The organism is Jannaschia formosa (genome assembly GCF_003340555.1).
Taxonomy (GTDB): domain Bacteria; phylum Pseudomonadota; class Alphaproteobacteria; order Rhodobacterales; family Rhodobacteraceae; genus Jannaschia; species Jannaschia formosa.
In genome coordinates this window covers 13,806-28,389 of sequence record NZ_QPLJ01000026.1, presented here as the reverse complement: position 1 = coordinate 28,389, position 14,584 = coordinate 13,806, and the positions used below count along the sequence as shown (strand labels likewise).

The window sequence follows — 14,584 nt, the reverse complement described above, 5'->3', positions numbered from 1 at the left end:
AAGTCCCGGCTATACTCGACGATGGACGGACAGGCCCCGAGCCGGCTGACGTCAGAAGCTCCCGTCGCGCAGCCGCTCAGCCAGATCGTCGCGAGAACGAGGGCGACGTGCCGCCGCCTCGAGCATCCGTCGTTGGACATCATTGGCCTTCTCTGTGGTTTTGTGGCGTTCCGCCAGACGTCCCGCTCGCTCGCCCGATCGGCGCAGGGCCAGCAGGAACAGAAGGATTGACAGGGCGGTGACGCCGTAGCGGAGCGCCGCACGCGCCCATCCCGACCCCGAAAGGGTCGCGACAATCCCGCCGATCACCGCCGCCCCCACTTCCAGTCGTCGAGCCGGGCGTAGATGGTGACCGCGATCCCGACGAGCGCCACGGCGATGAACACCCAGCGCAGGGTGTCGAGATATGACACGAGCGGCAGGATGGCGGATTGGGTCTCCGCCAGCACCTGCTGCGCCACCTCGACCCCTGCCGCACCGAGCGTCGCCACACCCGCCGCACCGCCGCCCTTCATCGTGCGGCTGTCAGGGAGCACCTCGCGCGCGGGCGGCGTCTCAGCCGCGAAGGCCGTCGCCCGGACCGGGAACCGCTCGCCCCACTGGCGCGCGGGGCCGAGGTCGACGTGGATGAAGCCCGAGCGCGGATAGAAACCGAAGCCGAGGAACCCGACTTCGCCCGCCGCAGCTTCGAATGCCACCGGGTCGTGGTTCGCCATGGCGATGTCGAAGGCGGTGCCGTCGAGGTGCTTCGAACGGGTTGCGCCGCTAACGTCGCGGTTGTGCGAAGAGTGCATCCCGATGGTGTGGAGACCATGCCCAACTCTGCCCGTTTGCATGCCGCCCTCCCGTTTGATCTCGATCAGCGAAGACGCGGGCGATTTGAACGATAGTACGCCCAATTCCGAAAATGACCGTCTCGAGAGGATGCGCTTATGTCTTCCATCGCGATCAGACCGCAGTCGAGCCTCCCGTCCTACGCGCTCCTGTTCTTCGCCTTGCTCACCTTCGGCATCACATGGACCGTGATCGGCGGCTACATCTACTTTCCGGAACAGGCCGCCACGCGTTTCGGCGAGATCAGCGGAAGCCACCCGTTCTACTTCCTCGCCACCTGGGCGCCCGGCATCGCGGGCATCCTTCTGGTGCTGGCGTTTGGCGGGCTGCGGGGCCTGCGCGCCTTCTTCTCGCGCCTCCTCTACTGGCGCTGCGCCCCGGTCTGGTGGGCCTTCATCCTGATCGGTATCCCCGTCGTCTTCATGGCCGGTTCGCTGATCAAGGGCGGGCCGCTGCTTGCGCCTCTGCCACCCGAAGGCGTGGGTCCCATGGTCGCGCTCATGGTCCTGATGCTGTTTCTCGGGCCGATGGAGGAATTCGGTTGGCGCGGCGTCGCGCAGCCGCTTCTGCAGCGCCACGTGGCCCCTTTCTGGGCCGGGGCCATCATCGGGGCGGCCTGGGGCGTTTGGCACCTGCCCGCCTTCTACCTCGCCGGTGTCGTCTACGAGAACTGGTCCTTCCTGCCCTTCTTCATCGGCAACGTCACCCTTGCGATCCTCATGACGCCGATCTTCAACGCGTCGCGCGGCAGCCTTCTTATACCGATGCTGTTCCACTGGCAGCTGATCATCCCGTTCTGGCCCGATGCCCAGCCCTGGGACACCCGCATCCTGGTGGTGGTGGCCGTGGTCGTGGTCTGGCTGAACCGAAAGACGATGTTCAGCCGTGACGGCGCGGTGACGGAGGTCATTCCGGGCGAGGCGCGGCCATGAAGGGCAAGCGTGTTGAAATCGTCGTCGCGGCATCCCTCGCGCTGGCCGGCCCGACACTCGCCGAAACGCCGCAAGCCCGGCTAGACGATCTGCTGGACAGCTTTCAGCAGGACTACGGCTTTCCGGGCGCGACGGCCGCCATTGCGTTTCCTGACGGCAGCGTGGTCACGGCGGCCGCGGAGTTTGCCGATGCCGAGGCCGCCACGCCGATGACATCCGGCAGCCGGATGCTCGCTGCAAGCATCGGGAAAAGCTTCGTCGCGATGACGGCGTTGTCGCTGGAAAGCGATGGTGTCCTGTCCCGGTCCGACCTTGTGTCCCGGCACCTCGGCGATCGCGACTGGTTCACGAGACTGCCGAACCACGCCACGATGACGGTGGGCGATCTGCTGCGCCACACGTCTTCCCTTCCCGACCACGTGCACCTTCAAGGTTTCCAGTTCGAGATGGCGGCACGGATGGCCGACGGCAGCGCTGCGTTCACGCCGGAGGAGGCCATCGCCTTCGTCCTCGACACTGATCCGTTGTTTCCCGCCGGGGAGGCATGGGCCTATTCCGACACAGGGTATCTGCTGCTCGGCCTGGTGATAGAACAAGCCGGTGGGGCGGCGTATTACGACCTCGTGGCCAAGCGTTTCCTCGTCCCGCTTGGCTTGACGGCCACGACGCCCTCGGACACGCCCATCCTGCCCGGTTTGGCGGCGGGTTATGTGGGCGAGGATAACCCCTTCGGTCTGCCGCAGCGGACCATGGACGATGCGGGCCGGCTCCTTTGGGATCCGGCGATGGAATGGACGGGGGGCGGGCTCGTTTCCACCTCGCGCGATCTGGCGGTCTGGGGCCATGCGCTTTTCGCCGGCGCGGCCATGGCGGAGCCCTATCTCAACCGGCTGCTCGATGGCGTCCCCGTCTCGCCCGATGCACCGAGCATTCTCTACGGCGCCGGTGTGGCGATCTATGCCGATACACCGCGTGGTCCGGTCTACGGCCATGGCGGCTGGATTCCGGGATATGTCTCGAGCCTGCGCCACTATGCCGATCACGGCGTGACGGTCGCGTTCCAGATCAACACCGATGTCGGAATCGTGGACGACAGCACCGATCTGGTGCCGGCGCTGGAAGCCGCGCTCGCGGATCTGGCAATCGGCCGAGACAGCGGAGCGGTTCAGCCATGAGGGCCGATCGCAAAGCCTCTGCAGGGTCCCGCTTGCAGGGTTCCGGCGTGGCTGGTCCCGGCTTCAGGCTCACAAGGGAGTAGCCATGCGGCTCATGGGACGGCGCAGGTTTGTGTTCGCGCTCGCCGGTGTCGCCTTGGTCGCGCTGGGCATCAGAAGCGCAACCCGGCGCCCCGCGCCCACACTCATCAACTCCGCTTGCCAGGGAGCCCCCCGAATGACCGACAGGATCCTCGTCACCTATGCAACCCGCACCGGCTCGACCGCCGAGGTCGCCGACGCCATCGCCAGTCGCCTCTGCGATGCGGGCCTTTCGGCCGAGGCACGACCCGTAACCGAGGTGACAAACCTCGAAGGCTACTCTGGCGCCGTCCTCGGCAGCGCGGTGCGTTTCGCGTCCTGGTTGCCGGAGATGACCGACTTCGTTTCGGCAAATCGCGACGCGCTGTCCGCCATGCCGGTCGCCTTCTTCACCATGCACATGCTCGCACTTGGCGACGGTCCCGCCGCCGTGGAAGAGAGCGCGAAATACACCGCGGAGGCGCGCGATCTGATCACGCCCACCGACGAGGTCTTCTTCGAAGGCATGATCGACCCCGCACGCCTGTCTTTCCTCGATCGCCTCGCCGTGCGCCTCGTGAAATCCCCGGTTGGCGACAGGCGAGACCGGGAAAGGATCGCCGCCTGGACGGACAGGCTGGCGCCCCGGTTTGCCGCGGTGCCAACATGACGACGCGGCGTGCCCTTCTTCTGGGCCTTGGCGGGCTGGCCCTGGGCGGTGGCGGCTATACCGCGGGCGCGTTCCACGAGGCCCGCAAGCAGGCCGGCGGCAGGCTGTTCGGGCAAGGATCCGTGATCGAGACAGGCGCGGGGCCGCTGGAATACGCGGTCGCCGGTGACGGCCCGCCCCTGATGATGATCCACGGAACCGGCGGCGGGTTCGACCAGGGGCTCCTCTTCGCGGCCGGGCTGCGCCGGAGCGGCTTCCGCATCGTTGCACCCTCGCGCTTCGGCTACCTTGGCAGCGCCTTTCCCGACGACGCCTCGCCCGTGCATCAGGCCGACACGCTGGTCGAACTGCTCGACCATCTGGGCATCGACCGACTGCCCGTCGCAGGGGGCTCGGCCGGGGCACTGACGGCGGCCGAGTTTGCCTTGCGCCATCCCGACCGGTGTTCGCATCTTGTCCTGATCGTCCCGGCAGCGAACCTGACGGATCGCGACCCGGTGGAATTCACGGCACTGCAACGGCTTGCCGTGGGCGCCGTGCTCGGCTCGGATTTCGCATTCTGGTCCCTGTCGCGCCTCGCGCCCGGTCAGATGATCCGCACCCTGCTGGCGACCGATCCGGCTCTTCTCACTCAGGTCCCGGAAGCCGAACGCCTGCGCGCCCGCACGATCCTTGACCAGATTTTCCCGATCAGCCGCAAAGTCGACGGCCTGCGAACCGACGGCTTCTGGGCTGGAACGCCCTCGCCCACGGCATACCAGCGGATTGGCGTGCCAACCCTGATCCTGTCTTGCGAGGATGACCTCTTCGGCACCGCGGACACCGCGCGCCTGCTGGCCGACCGCATCCCCGACGCACGACTGATCCTTTACCCAGACGGCGGACACATCTGGCTGGGCCATGACGACGGCCTGACCCGGGAGATCGCCGATTTCGTGAGCCAGACGGGGCGGTCCTGACCCCGCAAGGAGAGACAAGATGCCCTGGACCCGTGTCAGACTGAACGCCTTCGGCGGCCCCGAAAACCTCGTGCTGGAGACGGTCGTGGACCTGCCCGAGCCCAGAGCGGGCGAGGTGCGCATCCGCGTCCTTGTGACCAGCGCCGCCTTCACCGACGTGATGATCCGCAAGGGCATGTACCCGGATGTGAAGGACAAGCCGCCCTTTACCCCGGGCTACGACACGGTGGGGATCGTCGACGCGACCGGCCCGGGTGCCGTGCGGTTCGCGCCAGGCGACCGGGTGGCGGACCTGACCACCATCGGCGCCTATGCCGACTACATCTGTCTGCCCGAGGACAGGCTGACGCCGGTGCCCGAGGGCGTGTCGGATGTCGATGCACTGGGCATGATCCTGTCGGCGGTCACGCCCTACCAGATGCTGACCCGCGTGGCGAAATTGCAGGCGGGCCAAAGCCTGCTGATCCACGGCGCGGGGGGCGCGGTCGGCACGGCCATGCTGCAACTGGCGCGCGATGCGGGGATCGCGGCCTTCGGCACCGATGTCGCCGCCAAGCACGACCTGATCCGCAGCCTTGGCGCGACGCCGCTGGAAGCCGATGCGCCCGAGGTGGCGGTGCTGGAGGCCACGGGCGGGGTCGATGCCGTCTTCGACCCGCTGGGCGGCGACAGCCTCGCGCGGTCGCTCCATGCGCTGAAGCCGGGCGGCATGCTGGTGGCTTTCGGCTTTACGAAAGAGGTGCTGGGCCGCGGCGGCTCGATCCCGATGGATCTCGTGAAGCTGAAGCTCTGGGACTGGCTGCCGAACGGCCACGCGACCGCGTTCTATTCCATCGGCGCGATGCGGCGGAAACACCCCGAGTGGTTCCGCGACGATCTGGCGACGCTCTTCGAGATGCTGGCGCAGGGCCGCATCGCCCCCGTGGTCGCCGAGGTGCTGCCGCTGGCCGAGGTGCAGCATGCCCATGAGCGGGTGGAAGCGGGCGAGGTGGCGGGAAAACTCGTCCTGAGGGTGACGGAGCAATGAGGCACCTGCTTCACGTCATCCTCGCCTGCGCCCTGCCCCTCGGGATCCCGGCGCAGGCACAGGCGCAATCCGACACGCTGCTGACCGATGTGACCATCGTCGACGTGGCCGAGGGCACATTGTCTCCGGGCCAGTCCGTGCTGATCCGTGACGGTCTGATCGCGGAGGTCGGCGAAGATCTGGGTTCGGACACAACCACGCCCGTGAACGGTGCAGGCGGCTACCTGATCCCGGGCCTCTGGGACAGCCATGTCCACATCTTCTCCACGCCGGACGAACCGGACACGGCCCTGCCGCTTTACCTCATCAACGGCGTCACCGGCGTCCGCGACATGGGCGCGCTCTGGCCCATCGCCGAACAGCAGGCGTTGCAGGCCCGGATCGAGACGGGGGAGGTGCTGGGCCCGCGTCTGATCCTCGCCGGGGCATGGGTCGATGCAAGCCCCGGATCGTGGCCCGGCATGTTCCTCGCCGACACGGCCAGCGAGGCGCGGGGCGTCGTGGACAGGATCGCCGCCGAAGGCTGGGCCGCCGTCAAGGCCTACTCGATGCTGGACGAAGCGACCTACCTCGCGCTGGCCGAAGCGGCCCGTGACGCCGGGCTGCCCTTCGTGGGCCACATTCCCGAACGGGTCGCGCTCGGCACCGCCATCGACGCCGGTCAGGCGGGGATGGAGCACTTCGGGCGGGTGGCCATGGCCTGCTCGACCGAAGAAGGGGCCATGCTGGACGCATTGCGCACCGCCATGGCCGAGGGCGCAGACCTTACCCGCGTCTTCGAGATCATGGCGGCGCGCAACCGGATCATCCTCGAGACATGGGACGAAACCCTGTGCGACGCCGTGCTGGCGCGGCTGGCACAGGCCGAGATGCATGTTAGCCCAACGCTGGTCGTGGCCGATTTCTACACCGGCAACTGGCCCGGGCCGGACACGCCCCGGATGCGGATGGTCCCGGCCGAGGTACGCTCGGCCTGGGGCCGCCCCGATTTCCGGCTGGAGGCGATGACGGACGAGGTGCGCGCGCTGGCCGAGGACAGCATCGCGCTAGACCGGCTGACCTTCCTCATGGCGCATCGGGCGGGCGTGCCGATCCTCGCCTCCACCGATGCTTCCTTCGCCAATCCCTACCTGTTCCACGGCTTCTCGCTGCTCGACGAGCTGGACCTTTACGTGGCCATCGGCCTCACCCCGCGCGAGGCGCTCTACTCCGCGACCGTGGCCCCGCCGCGCTTCTTCGAGCTGACCGATCAGGACGGCACCATCGCGCCCGGACGGCGGGCGGACCTTGTGCTGCTGGACGCCAACCCGCTGGATGACCTCTCGACGCTGCGCGATCCGCAAATGGTCATCATAGGGGGGCGGGTGCTGGATCGTGCCGAGCTGGACGGCCTTGAAACCACGCTGCTGGAACATGGACGATAGAAATGGGGCCGTGCAGGGAGGAACCCACGACATGGCATCACGCACCACCCGCCGGTCTCTCATCAACAGGGTGGGCAGGGTCATGATGGTGGCGGGCCTGATCCTTCTGACCGGCCTCGCCCTGGGCCTAGCCTGGCTTGTCGCCATCAGCCCCGGCCGACCGGACCCGTTGCGCGATGCGATGGGCGACGTGATCCCCGGCAGCCTGTCCGAGCGTGTCACCATAGTGATCGGTGGGATCCCGCAAAGCATGATCATCCAGAGCGTCGACCCCGCCAACCCGGTCCTGCTGTTCCTCCATGGTGGTCCCGGCATGACCGAGCTCTTCATGGAACTGGATTATCCGACGGGGCTGGAGCGTCATTTCACCATGGTCTGGTGGGAACAACGCGGGGCGGGCATGTCCTTTGCCCCCGATATCCCGCCCGAGACGATGACCATGGAGCAGATGATCGCCGACACGATCGAAGTGGCGGATTACCTGCGCGACCGCTTCGATCAGGACCGAATCCTGCTCTTGGGTCATTCCTGGGGCAGCTATCTCGGCATACAGGTCGCCGCCGCGGCACCCGATCGGTTCCTCGCCTATGTCGGCATGGCCCAGATCGTCCATCAACTGCGCTCCGAGGTCATGGCACATGCCGTCCTGCTCGACACCTACCGCGCGCGCGGCGACACGGCCATGGTCGACCGGCTGGAGGCCGCACCGGTCAGCATGGAGGCGGGCACGTCGCCGGAATGGATGCGGCTGCGCGATGCCGCGATGCACCGGGCGGGCGTCGGGCATACCCGCGACATCGACTCCGTGATCACGGGCATCTTCCTGCCGGTCTGGCGGGTGCGGGCCTATACGCTGATGGACAAGATCAACGTCTGGCGCGGCAAGCTCTGGTCGCGGCCCTTTTTCTGGGAGGACCTGCTGCGCGACGACCTGAGCGCGCGGCTGACCGAATTCGACCTTCCGATCTACTTCTTCGTCGGCCGCCACGACCGGACCGCCCACCCGGACCTCTCGCGCGCCTTTTTCGACGCGATAGAAGCGCCGGTGAAGGGGTTCTACGTTTTTGAAGACTCCGCCCACAGCCCGCTCTTCGAGGAACCCGCGCGGGCCACGGAAATCCTGTTGAACGATGTGCTTCCAAGGGTTCCATGACGGAAACCGCGCGAAAAGGCTCGACACGCCTATTGGGCGGTTGCGGCGTGCTCGCGGCAGCCGCCTTTGCGCTGGCCGACGGCTTGGGGATTGCGCTGACCCCCGACTACTCGGCCTGGTCGGACGCGATCAGCGAACTGGTCGAACGCGGCGCGGCGGCCAAGCCGGTCGTGGATCCCGTCCTGCTGCTCTATCACGCGCTGGTCATCCCGTTTGCCGTCGGCCTCCACCGGGTGATCCATCCCGACGCGGCCATGCCCGCCGGTCCCGTCATGCTGGGCCTTGCGGGGCTCGCGGGCGTGATCCTCACGCTGTTCTTTCCCTGTGACCCCGGTTGCGAGCCGTTCGTATCGCTGCGCGGGACGCTCCACATCTTCATCGCGATCCCGATGGGCCTCTCGATCCTGATTGCGATCTGGCTGGTCGGCGGCGCCATGCGCGCGTCACCACAATGGCATCGCTTCGCAGGCTATTCCCGGGCGACCGCCGTAGCTGGTGCGGGGCTGGCGGCCGTGACCATCGTGCTGGCGGAAACCGATCAGGTTGGCCTGTTCGAGCGGCTGCTGACCTGGGCGTATCTTCAATGGTGCATCGCGATTGGATTGAACATTGCCCGGGGCGCATGACAGGACAGGGAAAGGCCGGATGACCCCGGTTGCCCGGCTCCGCGACGCGGCCCTGACCTTGATGGCCATGCTCACCCTGATTGCATCCGCCGTCGTGGCGCAGGACGGCGCATCCCCCTTGAGGACCCGCTTGTCAGAAACGGCATCGGCCCGGATCGAGTCCGATGGCGTCGCCGGGGCCGTCATCGTGCTCCTGCGCGATGGCGAGGCGGTGTGGACCGGTGCTTTTGGCATGGCCGATCCCAAACGCGGCATCCCCATGACGGAAGATGCCCTGTTCCGCGTCGAGTCCCTGTCCAAGCCTCTCACCGCCTGGGGCGCGATGCGCCTGGCCGAGACCGGGCGGCTCGGCCTTGACGCGCCCATCGACGTTTGCCTGACGCGCTGGCGCTTGCCCGAAGGCGCGGATCTGATTACCCCCCGCGCGCTCCTGAGACACAGCGCCGGTATCGGCCTCGGCGACTACGCCGCGCGCTTCCCGCCCGAGGGGCCGAGGCCCGGCTTGCCCGAACACATCGCGCAGGATTTCAGACTGATCGCCGCCCCGGGGACCGGGTTTTCCTACTCCGACACCGGATACAACCTGCTCGAACTCGTGATCGAGGGCTGCACGGGTGAGGATTTCGCCGGGCTAATGGCGCATGAGGTGCTTTCGCCCCTTGGCATGCCGGGGGCGAGTTTCGACTGGACCGGCGCGAACATGCCCGTGGGCCACGACCTGCGGGGACGCCCCGTCACAGCCTATGTCTATCCGGGGCGCGCCTCGGGCGGGCTGCACGCGACCGCTGCCGACATCGCGCGTTTCGCCATCGCCGGGATGGCGGGCGCAGAACAATCCGTGCTCTCGCCCGAGGGCGTGGCCAGCCTGCACCACCCCGAGGTGGCGGTCGGCGGACTGTTCGGCTTCGCCGCGGAAGGCTACGCGCTCGGGCACTTCACCGAAACGCTTTCCGACGGGCGGCATGCGGTCTGGCATGGCGGCCAGGGATACGGCTGGATGAGCCACATGCACCTCGTGCCCGAGACCGGCGACGGCATCGTGATCCTGTCGAACAGCCAGCGGGCCTGGCCGCTTTTCGCGGCCCTCCTGCGGGACTGGTCGGACAGCCTTGGCGTGGCACCGGTCGGTATGTCGCGCGTCCTTCTGGCCGAGCGGGCGGCGCGTATCGGCATCGCACTCGGCCTCCTCGTCGGGGCGCTTGGCATCTGGATGGCGTCACGGCCCGGAAGACGCCTCCGTTTTGCACGGCGCACGGCGGGCGGGGTCGGCGCAGCCCTGATCCTCTGGCCCCTCTGGGCCGCAGCGCAGGACTATCTTTTCCTGTTCTCGATCCTGCCGGGCCTGTGGCCCTGGCTTGGCGCGGCCTCGGGCCTTGCCGGGCTTGGTCTTTCCGCGTTGGCCCTCGCTCCGGAGCGGCGGCGATGACCTTCCTGCGCTTTGCCTCCCTCGTCCTGATCGCGGTGCTGGCCTGCGGACTGATCTGGAAATGCCTGCCGGCCCGAACCTCCTCCGTCGCCGGCCCCAACCCGATTGCAGAACTGGTCGCGGCCGAGATCGGCGGCATGACGCAGTGGCTCCTCATCCGGGGGGCGGACCGCGCCAACCCGATCCTGCTGTGGCTGCACGGCGGGCCGGGCGCGGCACAGATGCCGATCCATGGCCTGACGGGCGACCTGGAACGGGATTTCGTCGTCGTCCACTGGGACCAGCGCGGCGCGGGCAAGTCGAACCCGCCTGATTTCGACCCGGCGACGATGACGCTCGAGCGGTTCCTCATGGAAGCGCGGGAGGTCACCGCGCTGTTGCGCGAACGCGTGGGCGAGCAGCCGGTGATCGTGCTCGGCCATTCCTGGGGCACCATGCTCGGCGCGCGGCTGGTGGCGCGCTTGCCCGAGGATTACGCCGGCTACATCGGTATCGGCCAGCAGGTGGACACGCTGCGCGGCGCGGCGCTTACACTCGACTGGCTGAGGGAGGTTGCCCCATCCGATCTTGCGGACATGGATCCGCAGGCCTTCCGCGACCACGATCTCTACGTCCGTCTGATGCAGGAGGTCGAGACCCATGGCGGCGGCATGAACGTCTCGCTGCTGTCCATGTTGCCGCACGCGCTCCCAGCGCCGGAATACCGGCTGGCGGACTACCGGCGCTGGCTCGACGGTGCGAACCGTGGCAGCGGGCCGATGTGGGCCGAGTACCTCGCGCGCGACCTGATCGCCGAGGTGCCGCGCATGCCGGTGCCGATGCTGCTGATCTCGGGCGCGCAGGACTGGAACACGCCGGTCCCGTTGGTGCGCGACTGGTTCGGGACGGTCGAGGCCCCGCTCGGCAAGCGGATGGAGGTGTTCGACGGATCGGGCCATGCGCCGTTCCTGACCGAGACCGATCGCTTCGTGGAGACGGTGCGCGGCTTTGCGGCCGGGATCGCGGCCGGGAACATCGAATGACCCTGCCATGGCTCACGATCTTCGGCGTCTCATTGACAGGTCTGGCCGCGGCTACGAGCTTCGGCATGCTCCTCGTCCCCGAACGCTGGGGCAGGTTGGAGACTTGGGCCTATGGCGGCGCCCGGCGGCCGTGGCCGGTATGGGGTCTGGCGGCGTTGTTGCTCGCACTCTGGGGCCTTGGCGCGCTGGATTTCGCCCTGCGTTCTGAAGCGGGCAGGACCTGGGCCGGCTGGACGCTGGTCGCCGGTGTCCCGGCGCTCTGGGTGGTCAAGTCGGCCGCGCTGGTCTTCAATCCGAGAGGGCGCGCCGCCGTGTCTTCCGTGTCCGACCCGAAGACATGGCGGCGGATCGGTCTGGCCCGGTTGCCGATCGTGCTGGTTCTGGCTGCCCTGACCTGGTTGTCCTGAGCGGCCGATCAGATTCGCGCGCCGGACAGACGATCGCCCCGCACCAGGAACCGGCCATCGATGCGAAGCCCGAGCGGATCGCCCGAGATCGGCGGCGCACCCTCGGGCGCGGGCCGTTGCGCGTGGATGTGAAGATGCGGCTCGGTCGAGGCGCCGGAATTGCCGACCTCGCCCAGCCGGTCGCCCACGGCCACCCTGTCGCCGGGCGTGACCGGGATGCTCCCTTGCCGCATGTGCGCCAGCACGACTTCGGCCGCGCCGCAGCGCAGGATCACATGGTTGCCGAGCCGGTTGACCGGGTCCTCCTGCGGCACCTCGAAATCCGGCCAGTCGCCCTCGGCCGCGACGATGGTGCCGGCACAGGGCGCGCGAAGCTCGGCCCCGAAGATGGCGTAGGCGGCGGGATCGGCAGGCCGCCAACCCCGGGCCCGCAGGCCCAACGGTCCCAACCCGAAGAAGTCCACTGCGTAGGATTGACCGCGCCAGGGCCGGAACCGCGCGACGCTGGCATCGAGCGTCCGCATATGCCCGTTCACCAGCGTGTTGGAGCCGCCATGGCCGACCAGATAGCGCCCGGGGCCGAAGGGATTGGCGATGTCCACCACCTCGACCGGCGGCAGACGCTGCCCCAGCATCGCCCGTGCCCCATACCAGCCGCCGAGACCCAGGAGCACAACCGACACGGCGGCCGCGACCCATCCCGCCGGCGCGTCGGGCAGCCAGGGCAGGCCGGGGACATCCCGGCGCAGGAACGCGGCGCCGGTGAGCACAAGCCAGAGCGCACCATAGACCCACGGCAGCCACCAGACCGGCACCGCCCATTGCGCCACCCGCGCCAGCGCGAAGAGAAACGCGCCCGTGCCTGCCGCCTGAAGCAGAACCCCGGCCACGCTGCCGGCGGGCCAGAGACCGAGCCAAGCCAACAGGGCCAGGGGCATCGCGACCTGTGTGAGCAGGATCAGCGCCGTCATGGCGAAGCCTTCCTTCCGAAACCCCGCGAGACGTGCATCAGATCGGCCCGCCGAAGGCCAGCCCCCAGCGCAGCAGGAAGGCCGCGAGGGCCGCGAGCGAAAACGCGAAGAACGTGTCGTGGATGCGCCGCCAGAGGCTCCAGCCCGCGACGCGCCAGATCGGTACGAGCGCCACGAGCGCGGCTGCGGCCATGATCGCCACCACGTCGCCCATCGCAAGGAAGGATTCCAGCGTCGGTTGCGGCTGGTCGAAAAGGAACTGCGAGCCGAGTCGTGACGCCGCGAGGCCCGCCGCGGCGCCCGCTCCGATCAGCCCGATGACCGAGAGCGCGCCGGCCAGCGGAACGGCAGTGACCAGCGTGCCTGCCCTCGTGCCGCCGTGCAGGCCATGCCGCCATGTGAGTCCCAGAAGGCTCGAGACCGAGAGCAGCGCCGCCAGCCCCAGCGCCAGCCACAGCCAGACCGGATCGGCCAGGCCCCGCAGCCGTTCGTGGGTCTGCGCGCCCGTCCCGTCGGCAAGCCGCGTGATCCGCCCCGTCCCGTCCCGCAGAAAGGCCACGCGCGCGCCGTGGGCGTCCTGCCAGATATCGGGCGCGACGGGGTCGTGGCGCACGGGCCCCTGCGACAGCGGCGTCGGGATCAGCAGCGTGCCATCGGGCAGTGCGGTCACGGTCATGGGTGAAAGTGCCGCCAGAAGCTGCCCCGGTCCCGAGAACGTCCGGCGGTTCGTGAGGTAGCGCCCTGCCGCCTCGACGGCGCGGGCGGCGGCATCGGCCACAGGCTTTGGCGCGGCCGCCTCCAGCCCGGACCGCGCTGCCAGCACGCCGATGATTTCCGTCGGCACCATTAGCGGCAGATCTGCGCCCTTGCCCCCGTTCTGCGAGAGGAACACTCCGGCGCCGATCTCGGGGATGAAAGCGAGGTTGGAGAGAAACTCGTCCACGCCGCCGCCATGGCCGTAAACCGTGGCGCCGCACATGGGCCGCGCCTGAAACCCGTGCGCCATGTCCGCCGCCTGCGGCCGGTCGTCGAAGAGACGTGTGCGTAGGCGCACCATCGTCTCGGGTTGCAGGAGGCGCACCCCATCGAGCGCGCCGTTCCCCATGAGGAACCGCAGGAAGCGCGCCATGTCGGCAGCGGTGCTGGCGATGGCGCCGGCAGGTCCGAAGGCGCCGATATCGACCCGGAAGGCCGGATGCGCGACGCCGCCCTGCATGCGGTAGCTGCCGGCCAGCGGGGGCTGATCCGGCCGCCGCAGCCGCTCGGCCGTAGTCGTGTCGTCCATGCCGAGCGGACCCAGGATGCGCGCCTCGACGAAGCTCTCCCACGGCTGCCCGGACACCTCCTCGACGACGTGCCCCGCCAGCGCCGCGCCCCAATTGGAATAGGAGGTGATCTCGCCGCGCGGAAAGACCTGGTCGGGCGCCGCGACCGACAGCGCCTCGGCACGGGGCAGCGTCGCCACGGCCGGATCGAAAATCGCGTAGCTCTCCTCGAAGCCGCCGCGGTGGCTCATCAGCTGCGTGAGCGTCAGCGGCTCGGTCCCCGGCACCTCCACGTCCCAAAGGTATTGCGCCACGTCCGACCCGAGGTCGAGACGCCCCTCCTCGACCAGCATCATGACCGCGATCCAGGTGAAGAGCTTGGTGATCGAGCCGATCTCGAAGCGTGTGTCGTCCGGACCGGCCGCAATCCCGCCGTCGAGATCGGCGATCCCATAGCCGCGCAGGATCACCGTGTCGCCGCTGACCACGGCTGCGATGGCGCCCGGGACCTGATCGGTCACCATGACAGCGTCGGCCAGCGCATCGAGCCGCGTGGCAATCTCCGCATCCTCGTCCGCGAGCGCAGCAACCGCGACGACCGGCCAGAGGGCCATAGCTGTGACGACAGACAGC

General features: G+C 68.5%; 15 protein-coding genes. 11 read left to right on the top strand and 4 right to left on the bottom strand.

What is annotated here, in order from left to right:
• Nucleotides 1-51: 51 nt before the first annotated feature.
• Nucleotides 52-309 carry a hypothetical protein gene (locus DR046_RS18915; RefSeq protein WP_115383961.1) on the bottom strand — a complete coding sequence of 86 codons (258 nt, stop codon included), beginning with the start codon at nt 307-309 and terminating at the stop codon, nt 52-54.
• Nucleotides 306-836, bottom strand: a complete 531-nt coding sequence (locus DR046_RS18910; protein WP_245191008.1) for a YcbK family protein — start codon at nt 834-836, stop codon at nt 306-308. The genes DR046_RS18915 and DR046_RS18910 overlap by 4 nt, the downstream gene beginning before the upstream one ends.
• 96 nt (nt 837-932) lie before the next feature.
• Here DR046_RS18910 and DR046_RS18905 point away from each other — a divergent pair, with 96 nt between their 5' ends.
• The 11 genes from DR046_RS18905 (at nt 933) to DR046_RS18855 (ending at nt 11,715) form a co-directional block, all read left to right on the top strand.
• Nucleotides 933-1,766 (top strand): CPBP family intramembrane glutamic endopeptidase, encoded by an 834-nt coding sequence (locus DR046_RS18905; protein ID WP_115383937.1) that lies wholly within the window; start codon nt 933-935, stop codon nt 1,764-1,766.
• The gene (locus tag DR046_RS18900) at nt 1,763-2,941 is read left to right on the top strand and encodes a serine hydrolase domain-containing protein (RefSeq protein ID WP_115383936.1); all 1,179 of its coding nucleotides are present in this window, start codon (nt 1,763-1,765) and stop codon (nt 2,939-2,941) included. Before DR046_RS18905 ends, DR046_RS18900 begins: the two co-directional genes overlap by 4 nt.
• 85 nt (nt 2,942-3,026) lie before the next feature.
• The gene (locus tag DR046_RS18895; RefSeq protein WP_167767183.1) at nt 3,027-3,671 is read left to right on the top strand and encodes a flavodoxin domain-containing protein; all 645 of its coding nucleotides are present in this window, start codon (nt 3,027-3,029) and stop codon (nt 3,669-3,671) included.
• A complete protein-coding gene (locus DR046_RS18890) occupies nt 3,668-4,630 on the top strand; it encodes an alpha/beta fold hydrolase (protein WP_115383934.1) in 963 nt (320 codons plus the stop codon). The genes DR046_RS18895 and DR046_RS18890 overlap by 4 nt, the downstream gene beginning before the upstream one ends.
• A gap of 19 nt (nt 4,631-4,649) precedes the next feature.
• The gene (locus tag DR046_RS18885) at nt 4,650-5,657 is read left to right on the top strand and encodes a medium chain dehydrogenase/reductase family protein (RefSeq protein WP_115383933.1); all 1,008 of its coding nucleotides are present in this window, start codon (nt 4,650-4,652) and stop codon (nt 5,655-5,657) included.
• Complete coding sequence (locus DR046_RS18880) at nt 5,654-7,081, top strand: amidohydrolase family protein (protein WP_115383932.1); 1,428 nt, start codon at nt 5,654-5,656, stop codon at nt 7,079-7,081. Before DR046_RS18885 ends, DR046_RS18880 begins: the two co-directional genes overlap by 4 nt.
• A gap of 31 nt (nt 7,082-7,112) precedes the next feature.
• Nucleotides 7,113-8,234: an alpha/beta fold hydrolase gene (locus DR046_RS18875; protein WP_167767182.1), complete on the top strand. Its 1,122-nt coding sequence runs from the start codon at nt 7,113-7,115 to the stop codon at nt 8,232-8,234.
• Nucleotides 8,231-8,860: a DUF998 domain-containing protein gene (locus DR046_RS18870; RefSeq protein WP_115383930.1), complete on the top strand. Its 630-nt coding sequence runs from the start codon at nt 8,231-8,233 to the stop codon at nt 8,858-8,860. The genes DR046_RS18875 and DR046_RS18870 overlap by 4 nt, the downstream gene beginning before the upstream one ends.
• 94 nt (nt 8,861-8,954) lie before the next feature.
• Nucleotides 8,955-10,286, top strand: coding sequence for a serine hydrolase domain-containing protein (locus tag DR046_RS18865; protein WP_167767181.1), 1,332 nt, complete (start codon nt 8,955-8,957; stop codon nt 10,284-10,286).
• Nucleotides 10,283-11,308, top strand: a complete 1,026-nt coding sequence (locus DR046_RS18860; protein WP_115383928.1) for an alpha/beta fold hydrolase — start codon at nt 10,283-10,285, stop codon at nt 11,306-11,308. The genes DR046_RS18865 and DR046_RS18860 overlap by 4 nt, the downstream gene beginning before the upstream one ends.
• Nucleotides 11,305-11,715 carry a hypothetical protein gene (locus DR046_RS18855; protein WP_115383927.1) on the top strand — a complete coding sequence of 137 codons (411 nt, stop codon included), beginning with the start codon at nt 11,305-11,307 and terminating at the stop codon, nt 11,713-11,715. The genes DR046_RS18860 and DR046_RS18855 overlap by 4 nt, the downstream gene beginning before the upstream one ends.
• An 8-nt stretch (nt 11,716-11,723) precedes the next feature.
• Here DR046_RS18855 and DR046_RS18850 read toward each other — a convergent pair whose 3' ends face one another.
• Both DR046_RS18850 and DR046_RS18845 read right to left on the bottom strand, forming a co-directional pair.
• Nucleotides 11,724-12,686, bottom strand: coding sequence for a M23 family metallopeptidase (locus DR046_RS18850; RefSeq protein ID WP_115383926.1), 963 nt, complete (start codon nt 12,684-12,686; stop codon nt 11,724-11,726).
• A gap of 37 nt (nt 12,687-12,723) precedes the next feature.
• Nucleotides 12,724-14,565, bottom strand: a complete 1,842-nt coding sequence (locus tag DR046_RS18845; RefSeq protein ID WP_167767180.1) for a serine hydrolase domain-containing protein — start codon at nt 14,563-14,565, stop codon at nt 12,724-12,726.
• Nucleotides 14,566-14,584: the final 19 nt, after the last annotated feature.